13 protein-coding genes are annotated in these 9,673 nt (G+C 38.3%); all 13 read left to right on the forward strand.

Translation table 11 applies throughout. The features are described 5' to 3' along the window. Positions 1-475 precede the first annotated feature (475 nt). The 13 genes from FE394_RS16890 to FE394_RS16950 all read left to right on the forward strand — a co-directional run bounded on the left by FE394_RS16890 (position 476) and on the right by FE394_RS16950 (position 9,576). Positions 476-733 (forward strand): hypothetical protein, encoded by a 258-nt coding sequence (locus FE394_RS16890; RefSeq protein ID WP_319927520.1) that lies wholly within the window; start codon positions 476-478, stop codon positions 731-733. A 14-nt stretch (positions 734-747) separates the two neighbouring features. Then, the gene (locus FE394_RS16895) at positions 748-1,110 is read left to right on the forward strand and encodes a hypothetical protein (protein WP_319927521.1); all 363 of its coding nucleotides are present in this window, start codon (positions 748-750) and stop codon (positions 1,108-1,110) included. Positions 1,111-1,121: 11 nt separating this feature from the next. After that, positions 1,122-1,355, forward strand: a complete 234-nt coding sequence (locus FE394_RS16900) for a hypothetical protein (protein WP_319927522.1) — start codon at positions 1,122-1,124, stop codon at positions 1,353-1,355. Next, positions 1,285-1,956 carry an MT-A70 family methyltransferase gene (locus tag FE394_RS16905; RefSeq protein ID WP_319927523.1) on the forward strand — a complete coding sequence of 224 codons (672 nt, stop codon included), beginning with the start codon at positions 1,285-1,287 and terminating at the stop codon, positions 1,954-1,956. Before FE394_RS16900 ends, FE394_RS16905 begins: the two co-directional genes overlap by 71 nt. Next, a complete protein-coding gene (locus FE394_RS16910) occupies positions 1,937-2,164 on the forward strand; it encodes a hypothetical protein (protein WP_319927524.1) in 228 nt (75 codons plus the stop codon). Before FE394_RS16905 ends, FE394_RS16910 begins: the two co-directional genes overlap by 20 nt. Positions 2,165-2,206: 42 nt before the next feature. Beyond that, a complete protein-coding gene (locus FE394_RS16915; protein WP_319927525.1) occupies positions 2,207-2,383 on the forward strand; it encodes a hypothetical protein in 177 nt (58 codons plus the stop codon). Positions 2,384-2,686: 303 nt separating this feature from the next. Further along, complete coding sequence (locus FE394_RS16920; protein WP_319927526.1) at positions 2,687-2,881, forward strand: helix-turn-helix transcriptional regulator; 195 nt, start codon at positions 2,687-2,689, stop codon at positions 2,879-2,881. A 438-nt stretch (positions 2,882-3,319) separates the two neighbouring features. Continuing rightward, the gene (locus FE394_RS16925; RefSeq protein ID WP_319927527.1) at positions 3,320-4,273 is read left to right on the forward strand and encodes a glycosyltransferase family 9 protein; all 954 of its coding nucleotides are present in this window, start codon (positions 3,320-3,322) and stop codon (positions 4,271-4,273) included. A 465-nt stretch (positions 4,274-4,738) separates the two neighbouring features. After that, on the forward strand, positions 4,739-5,563 hold the full coding sequence (locus FE394_RS16930; protein WP_319927528.1) for an isocitrate lyase/PEP mutase family protein: 825 nt from the start codon (positions 4,739-4,741) through the stop codon (positions 5,561-5,563). A gap of 299 nt (positions 5,564-5,862) precedes the next feature. Beyond that, a complete protein-coding gene (locus FE394_RS16935) occupies positions 5,863-6,234 on the forward strand; it encodes a YkgJ family cysteine cluster protein (RefSeq protein ID WP_319927529.1) in 372 nt (123 codons plus the stop codon). A gap of 288 nt (positions 6,235-6,522) precedes the next feature. After that, positions 6,523-7,788, forward strand: a complete 1,266-nt coding sequence (mtnK, locus tag FE394_RS16940) for an S-methyl-5-thioribose kinase (RefSeq protein WP_319927530.1) — start codon at positions 6,523-6,525, stop codon at positions 7,786-7,788. A 9-nt stretch (positions 7,789-7,797) separates the two neighbouring features. After that, positions 7,798-8,901: an S-methyl-5-thioribose-1-phosphate isomerase gene (gene mtnA, locus FE394_RS16945; RefSeq protein WP_319927531.1), complete on the forward strand. Its 1,104-nt coding sequence runs from the start codon at positions 7,798-7,800 to the stop codon at positions 8,899-8,901. Positions 8,902-8,922: 21 nt separating this feature from the next. After that, complete coding sequence (locus tag FE394_RS16950; RefSeq protein WP_319927532.1) at positions 8,923-9,576, forward strand: L-fuculose-phosphate aldolase; 654 nt, start codon at positions 8,923-8,925, stop codon at positions 9,574-9,576. The last annotated feature ends 97 nt before the right edge of the window (positions 9,577-9,673 follow it).

Here is a 9,673-nt window from a genome sequence, read left to right on the forward strand (position 1 = left end):
ACGGCCAATCGGCCTGATGATAAACCTAAAAAGGAAAATGGCTTATTGAAGCCGAGTGCATTTTAAGGTTCATCAGGCGCGGAACTCATCGTGGCGCGGGTATCCATACTCATAGAGACGCCGGATAGATTTAAGCAAGCCAACCAGACATCAAAATGAGTGTTGCAAAAACGGGGGAAGACCATAGATTTCCTTTGGCGAGAAAGATGCCTACTATAGCAACTGACCGCCTTTCTTAGAAATTGCACTTATTAGTCGAATCCAAGTAGCATTAAAAAATCCTAAACATTGGGAGACATTGGATGAATGTTTTCATCAAGTACATATTTTTATAGAAAATCATAATTTTAATTGGAATGTTAAAAGCTCTATATTAGAAAACATTAATAATAAATATGGTTTTTTTCTAAAAAAGACGTTTTATCAATGTTATCGAATTATGGGTTTTCAGCGGTTATAAAACAGGAGAGTAAAAATGAGTAAATTAACCGCAGCCGAAAAGAAATGGCTGGATAAACTGCAAAAAGTATTAAACGAGTGTCCATCAGATAGATTGGGATTTTATACGATTGGTGATTCGTACGTAACTGTTTTTGATTTAACTAAAGGAGATGAAATAAATAAATTACAATTTAGCGCAGGGTTAGATTTTAGCCCTGCATGTGAAAAATTAAATGCACATTTCGATTATGAATTAATATTTCCATCACCAGTAGAAAGTGTGAGCCGGTAAATAGGAAAACAAAAATGAACAATGATGTAATTGAGTTGGCGAAAGAAATAAAAAAATCTGCTATCGAAGTTAAAAATGAAAAATTTGATTTTGTTTGGTTGATATCTCAGGTTAAAGAAGATTGGGGTAATGATGCAGTCTCTAGATATTTTCAATTACTATCTAATTATCATTTAATAATTAAAATTTGTGAAGCTATGGAAAAACTCGCTGACTATGAAAATATGGAGCCTGTGGCTTATAAGATAATCGACGAAAAATTCAATGAAATTTTAGGATTTAGAAGCAGCAAAGAAGGAGCTGAACAGTCCTTTCTATATTATAAGGACATATGTTGTTGCAAGGTAATCTCTCTCTACCGTCACCCCAGCAAATAACGAGAACCATCATGGATATTATCGACGCAGCAAATGAACTGAGTGAGCTGAATATATCTCATACTCTCCAGAACCGTAAACCACCACTAACCAGCATCAACGGTATGTGCCGATGGTGTGAGACAGAGCCAGCAATACACGGTGCATTCTGTAGCCGGGAGTGTGGGGAGGATTATGAGCGGGATAACCGAAAAAATGGAACAAAAATACAGCCTGATATTGTGCGATCCCCCGTGGCAATATAATAACGCCTCCAGCAACGGAGCAGCCTGCAATCACTACACCACCACCGATTTCTACTCTCTCACCCGTCTCCCCATCGAACAAATAGCCGCTGATAACTCCGTCCTCTGCATGTGGTACACGGGAAATTTTACGGCTGAGGCTATGAAACTGGTTAAAGCATGGGGGTTCACAGTCAAAACTATGAAGCTCTTCACATGGGTTAAGCTCAATAAGCTGGCAATGGATCGCATAGATAAAGCTATTCAGGAAGAACGGTTATTTGATAGCTGGGATTTCATGGAACTGCTCAACACTGAAACACGGATGAACGGCGGCAATTATACCCACAGCAATACCGAGGACGTGTTGATCGCCATCCGGGGTAATGGACTACCCCGACAGAACGCCAGCGTGAAACAGGTTATCTATTCATGTCTGGGCGAACATAGCCAGAAGCCGAGAGAAGCTCATCACAGGTTAGAACAATTATACGGCGATGTCCCACGCATTGAATTATTCGCCCGTGAGTCAGTCAATGGCTGGCATACGTGGGGGAATGAATCACCGATGAATAATATTGAATTTATTAACGGAATTAAATATGAGAAGAACCAGATTTAATGCGGTTTTTGAGAAACGAAACCATCTAAAAAATTGCGAAGAAACAGGAATTATTGCGGATTCAATAGACGTTCGTATAGCGATAATGAGTAGAGTTAAAAGTGGAGAAATCACCCTAGAACAGGCTCAAACGGAGCTAAAGAAAATAAAACGGAACGCAAAAAAGAATGGAATGAAAACTCGCGCTCAGGCATGGCGTGAAGGTTAACCAAATAACCATCTAACCAAATAACCATTTGAGGAAAATAGTATGAACACACCAAAAATAACCATCGAAATGACCAGAGCAACAGCAGAAGAGTTTGTAATTCCAATCTATACCGTGCCAAATGAAATGTTGGCGGGTTTCGTGATAGACAAAATAGTCATAGGTTTGCAGACAATGGGATTCTCTGAATCCAATATTGATGTATCTATCATAGACTAACAAATTCAGGCAACGGACTGCCAGAGGATTAAAGTTGACTATTTAGCGTCAACCGTTTTACAAATTCACGTTAATTTGTCAACCGAGCATAATGAATACACAGAACACATTCGAGAACGCAAGGAGACAGGTGGCGAGGGAGTGCCTGAAAGAACTCAACAACCTACCCAAATACGACGACAAAGCAGTAACCGCAATCCTCGATAAATACACCCTCAAGTTCAAACCACTCAACCACATGAGGTTCAGCGCTAAATCAGTGCTGGGCTATTATGTGCGGATGATTCGGAAGGAGATGAAGCAATGAACAGAACAGAATTACATCCAGACTCGTGGGTTGATTTAAATTTCATCATGAATGATACTGGATTTAAGAAGACATTCATCTATGAGCGCATAAAGGATGGCACTCTAGAAAAACCAAATAAAATTCATGGGCGCTCTCGCTGGAAATATTCAACCCATCTGGAATTCAAAAATAAGTTGTTATCAGAGTAAGTTGGGTAAAATTTTGGGTAAAATAAAATTCACACTAAAGAATATCATTAATTATCAATGACTCTGCATGCTAGTTCGAAGTATGCAGAGGACGCCAAATCAACACTGTTCTCCCCCAAACAACACAGCAATAAACAATAAGATTAAGCAGAATAACTATCTTTTGCCATCTTCTCATATTGGATAATAAATATCCGATATTTTAATTTTTGATGTAACTTTCTTCTATTGACCCTAAAAGTAATCTATTGAACTAATTCGCAAAAGTTAGTCCGTTAACATTTTTATTATTGTTTATCAAACAATTACGTATTTAATCACAGACAAATCTGAATTTTTTCATTAAGTAATAAAAATATAATGTTATTACTCTCTGTTTTTAGTTATAGTCACGACGATCATAAACTATAAAAATTTTTGTATTTCAAATAACTGAACATGAAAATAGCCATACTGCGCCGAAATGGACTTGGTGATCTTATCTGCACTCAGCCATTAATAAAATTTTTACAAGAAAAATATCCAAACGCTGAGATTAGTCTGTTTATCAATCCTGATAATGTTGAACTTGCTTATTATTTGATGCCTAACATAAACATTAATGTCATTCCCAAAGGGAATAAATATTTAGCTATTTTAAAAACCGCATTAAAATTTCGTCAAAAGAGATTCGATATAGCGATCTCAGCCAAACCGACCCCGATGAAGCTAAATAATTTATTTTTATGGTTATTGGGTGCTAAAAGTCGTTATGCTGTTGTTTCAGATAATCACTGGCATTCTAAATTAATTAACCATCCAGTAAAGCAAGAACAAGTTAATGGTTATCATCAGGCCTTAAAAGTATTACGTACATTTTCACCTGACGAGACAAAATTATCATCTTCAATTCTTCCATGTATTACTCTTAACAAGACAAATCAGGTTACTGATTTTGACTCCCCTGCTATTTTATTTTCTGTCTCTAACAATCGAAAAAATAGTCTGATAAACAATGAAATACTCATTTTAATAGCACAGAAAATACGTGATCGTTATCCAGAAGCAAGATTTATTATTTCTTCACTAAATAATGATATTTTTTTAGCTGAGGATTTAAAATTTCGTATAGGAAAAAATAGTGAGATTGTTATATCTGATTCTCTAGACTCCTTTTTAACTTTATTGAATAATATGACATTAATTGTAGTTGGCGATGGAGGAATATGTCATTTAGCTGCCGCATTGCAAAAAAATCTTGTTGCCCTTTATGGCGTGACTAAGCCTGAAAATTGGGCTCCTTTAGCAAAGGAGAATAATTGTATCACTTTATATGATCCTGAAAATGTCAATAATATTGATTTAGATAAAGTGTATTTATCTATTTTTTCCTTACTTGAAAATATCAAATAATCTCTATTAATTACCTATATAATGTAAAACCGTCGTCTTTTAAGATGGCGATAATAATTAAATGTTAATATTATATTTATACGTTACAAATTCAGTAAATTATGCATTGGGAGAGTCTCTCCAGGGCAACGATGACAACCATACCCAAAAAGTAAAGTTCCTTCATCAGTCTTTAACGGTACAACTATCAATTTTTCAATTGATATATTTTCAATCATTTTTCTAAAGCTCTTAGTATTATTTATGGGCATGTATTTGTATAGATATACTTCAGGAAATTCATATTATTTTATATTTAATTGGTTAAATCAACGAAACCCATCTATTATGTAAAAAGGATAAAATAAATAATAATTTTTAAAAATTGAAATAATCAATAAGATTAACTATATCATAGAAATTGATTCTATCAATTAAGCTCAAGAAATATTTAATTCTAGATAAAACCTATTTTGAGACAATTACATGACAAAAATAAGCTTACATGAAAAAATTCAAATATTTCGCCAACTCCATGAAGAAGGTCGATTAATCTTAGCCAACTCATGGGATGTTATGAGTACCCGTATAGCGGAACAAAGCGGTGTAAAAGCAATAGCAACAACCAGTGCTGGAATATCTTGGAGTTTAGGCTACCCCGACAATCAATTGGCCGATAGAAAAATCATCATTAAAGTGCTTGATCTGATTACTTCCAGAACTAATCTTCCTGTTTCTGCTGATATCGAAGATGGTTTATTGAGTATTGATGAAAATATGGGGCATCTTGTTCAAGATCTCTATTCCGTCGAATGTGTTGGTATTAATATTGAAGATTCCAAAAATGGTAAGTCACTGTCTATAGAAGACGGAGCTGAGCGTATCACTTCCGTTCGTACTGCCGCCAAGAAATTAAATTTTGATTTATTTATCAATGCCCGCATAGACTCATGGCTTCGTGGTGAAAACAGTGATCCTGAGCATTTTATTTCCCGAGCCAATGCCTATCTTGCAGCCGGCGCAGATTGTATTTTTATTCCCGGTTTGATCGACTTAAATATATGCCAAACAATTAGTACTCATATTAATGGACCATTAAATGTCATGGCTCTTTCCTATGGCCCTAGTGCAGAAGAATTTTTTAATGCAGGTGTGAAACGAATCTCTGGTGGCTCTTTCTTTGCCGAGCAAGCTTATGGTATTACGAAAAGTGGTATGGAAAGCTTCATACAAAAAGGCTTTTTAAAATCAAACGATGAAGCCAGAATGAGTTATATGGAATTAAATTCCGTAATGGCTCAAAAAAAATAACACGTATAATGCAGGGAAATTACTATTTTTCCTGCATTATAAAATAATCATCACACATAATAACTTTAATTATAGTTCACCCATGAAATAAATAAATTTATTCTTTAATTAAAGAAGAAAAAATAATACTTCTGTTATTTCAGCAACATCCAAACAAAATAAATTTACCTTGAATAATATTAGAGTTTAGCAACATAATCTCTTTTTAAAAGGTCCCTGTTTTCAATCAAAGATAGGCTTTTGAGGATAAGGTATATTACCTGATTGTATGTCTTAAACATCAGATAGTGGCATCTGGTATGAGTCAAACGTTAATTTCTCAAACTCAATTACAAGATAATCCTTGTATAAATTGTGGTGCTTGTTGTGCATATTTCCGTGTTTCATTTTACTGGGCAGAAGCCGAAGATGGTGGAGGAACAGTTCCTGTCTCTATGACGGAGAAATTAAATGATTTCATGCGTTGTATGAAAGGCACCAATAAATCTGCTCCTAGATGTATCAATTTATGCGGAGAGATTGGTCAGTCCGTTTCCTGCTCAATTTATGATAGTAGGCCCTCTCCTTGTAGAGAGTTCCCACAAGCATGGGAAACAGATAATTACAATGAAAGTTGTGATCGTGCCAGGGCGGCTTATGGCCTTCCTCCCCTACCAAAACCGCAAATCTGACTGATGTTCCATAATCTGTCAGGTAATCCAATAAAAACAGGTTAATTAATAATCTGACAAAATGTCGCCATTGCTGGTTTTTATAATTTCTGCTGATCTGCATCAGAAATACAGGCAATGGCGCTTATCTTTACCAGCCATATACAGCATAAGATCTGCTAGTCTCATCACAGACACCTTACTTTTGCACACATATAGTTAACAATTGTAAAAAATCATTACAGCAGAATAAGTTATCGCTGTGCAATTTATGAACCTTCCTTCATGAAATTATCAGGATGAAAAAGAATGTCTGCTCATGTCCCTATCGGGTATATCCCACAAACTTGTGAATCTTTACCCCGCTATCTCGCTAAAAATTTACCCACAACAATTTCGCTGGGTGGCTCTCCTGAAACTTGGCAAATACAGGAAGTCGGTGATGGAAATTTCAACTTAGTGTTTATTGTTTCTGGAAAAGAAAAGACGATTGTTGTAAAGCAAGCATTACCTTATGTCAGGGCTGCGGGTGAGTCATGGCAGCTTTCTCTTGCCCGCTCTCATTTTGAGTATCATGCCTTGATTGAAGAGAATAAAATTGTCGGAGAGTATGTTCCCGATGTCTATTTTTATGATGAGGAAATGGCTCTATTTGCTATGGAGTATTTGTCCCAGCATATCATCCTACGCAAGCAACTTATTGCCGGGGAAAAATTTTCTCATCTTGCCGAAGATATTGGCATTTTTCTCGCCAATACATTATTCCATACCTCAGATATTGGAATGACCAGCGAGGAAAAGAAAGGACTGGTTGCCCGTTTTGCCAATAATCATGAGCTATGCAAAATCACCGAAGACCTCATTTTCACAGAACCCTATTTTAATGCGGAACGAAATAACTGGACGTCTCCCCAACTCGACGATGAGATTGACTCAATTTGGCACGATCGGGCACTCATTCAGACGGCTATGCAGTATAAGTATCAGTTTATGACGCAAGCCCAAGCGTTGCTACATGGTGATCTCCATTCAGGCTCTATTATGGTGACACCGAAATCCACCAAAGTCATTGATCCAGAATTTAGTTTTATGGGGCCAATGGGGTTTGATATCGGCAACTATATCGGCAATTTATTGATGGCTTATTTCGCCCAGCCCGCCCTGCGGGAAACTACAACACAATGTGCCAATTATCAAGTCTGGCTATTGGAACAAGTAGAGACAACGTGGACAGTATTTGAGCGTCATTTCCGTCAGTTATGGGATGAGAAACAGATAGGAGATGCTTATCCCACCATGCTTTATCAGCAAGGTACGTTCGATGCCTCATTCTTGAAAACAGCACAAGAAGACTTTTTATCCACCTTATTTAAAGACACTCTCGCTTATGCTGGTTTCGAAATCAATCGACGCATTATTGGATTTGCCGGTGTTGCCGATTTTAAACTGGTCGAAGATCAAAATCAGCGTGCTCTTTGTGAAAAAAGTGCGCTGAAATTAGCGCGAGAGTTGATTGTAAATCGGGAGAAATATCCTAATTTCACTCTCATCAAGCGCTATATCGCACAGTGTTAAGAGGAAAATATGAAAATTAATGGCACTCATTACCGCTCTGTTTGGCTTGCGGAGGATGGAGAGACTGTCGAGATTTTCGATCAGACTAAACTCCCTTTCGAGGTTCAGACTATTCAGCTGCGTACTATGCAGGATGCAGCTACAGCCATCAAAGAGATGTGGGTTCGGGGTGCGCCTTTAATTGGTGCCGTCGCTGCGTATGGTATGGCTCTGGCAATGCATCAGGAAAGCAGTGATGATAATCTGCAACAGGCATACGATATTTTGATTAAAACTCGTCCCACAGCCATTAATTTAAAATGGGCATTGGATCGATCATATCGAACGTTGGAAAATATCGAACCTTCGTTACGTAAAATAGCCGCTTATCGTATTGCCAATGAAATTGCAGATGAAGATGTGGAGCTATGTCGCAAAATTGGTGAACACGGTCTCAAGATTATACAGTGTATCGCAGAAACCAAACCCGCAGATGAAACAATAAACATTCTGACTCACTGCAATGCGGGCTGGCTCGCAACGGTAGACTGGGGAACGGCACTAGCTCCTATTTATATGGCACACGATGCAGGAATTAAAGTGCATGTCTGGGTTGATGAAACCCGACCACGCAATCAAGGCGGATTAACAGCTTTTGAATTAGGTTCACATGGTGTGCCACACACATTGATCGCTGATAATGCAGGCGGTCATTTGATGCAGCATGGCAAGGTTGATCTCTGTATTGTCGGCACTGACCGGACAACCGCCCGGGGCGATGTGTGTAATAAAATCGGTACTTACCTTAAGGCATTGGCTGCCAAAGCAAATCAGATACCTTTTTATGTCGCCCTTCCATCACCAACGCTGGATTTTACAGTGTGGGACGGCGTAAAAGAGATCCCCATTGAGCAACGCTCAGGGGAAGAACAATCTCATGTGTATGGGATCACGCCTGAAGGTACGTACAGTTGGGTCAATACAGCACCACAAGGAACAGCCTGTGGAAATTATGCCTTTGATGTCACGCCTGCTGAATTTATTACCGGACTGATTACGGAGCGCGGAGTTTGTGATGCCAGCGCGGAAGGATTACGAATGCTTTTTCCCGATTTGTGCGAACAGCAAGCGTAATTACCATTCAAGGTGAACATCATGAACAGAGAAAAAATCGCTCAAGAGATCATCGATACGTGTCTCAAAATGAATGCACTTGGGTTGAATCAAGGAACGTCGGGCAATATCAGCGCTCGCTATCAGGATGGTTTTTTGATTACACCCAGTGGCGTACCTTATGAAAAACTGACACCTGAGCAAATCGTGTATGTCAGTAATGAAGGTCAGTATGACGCTGATAAAGTGCCTTCGAGCGAATGGCTTTTTCACCTATCCTGTTATCAAGCCCGCCCTGAGCTCCATGCTGTTGTCCATAACCATGCCGTTAACGCGACGGCAGTTTCAATTCTCAATCATGCGATTCCCGCTATTCACTACATGATAGCGGTGACGGGAACTGATCATGTTCCCTGCATCCCTTATGCAACGTTTGGAACGTCGGAATTAGCTGACAGTGTAAAAGATGGGATCAAACACAGTAAGGCGTTATTAATGCAGCATCATGGCATGATTACGGTGGAAGTTAATCTGGAAAAGGCGTTGTGGCTGGCAAATGAGATTGAAATACTGGCACAACTTTATTTGAAAGTACTTCCGATCACAAAAAATGTTCCTGTACTTTCTCCGGCAGAAATGCAGCGGATTCTGGAAAAATTCAAGAGTTATGGATTAAAAACGAAAAAAACCAGTTGATTAGCAATGCTATGGAAAGAGTGTGATTAGATAAAGCATCTGGATAAAAAAGAGGCTACCGATAAGTAGGCTTTAAGATGAAGTGGTGGGCGATACC

This window comes from Xenorhabdus littoralis, from assembly GCF_033949345.1.
Taxonomy (GTDB): Bacteria; Pseudomonadota; Gammaproteobacteria; order Enterobacterales; family Enterobacteriaceae; genus Xenorhabdus; species Xenorhabdus littoralis.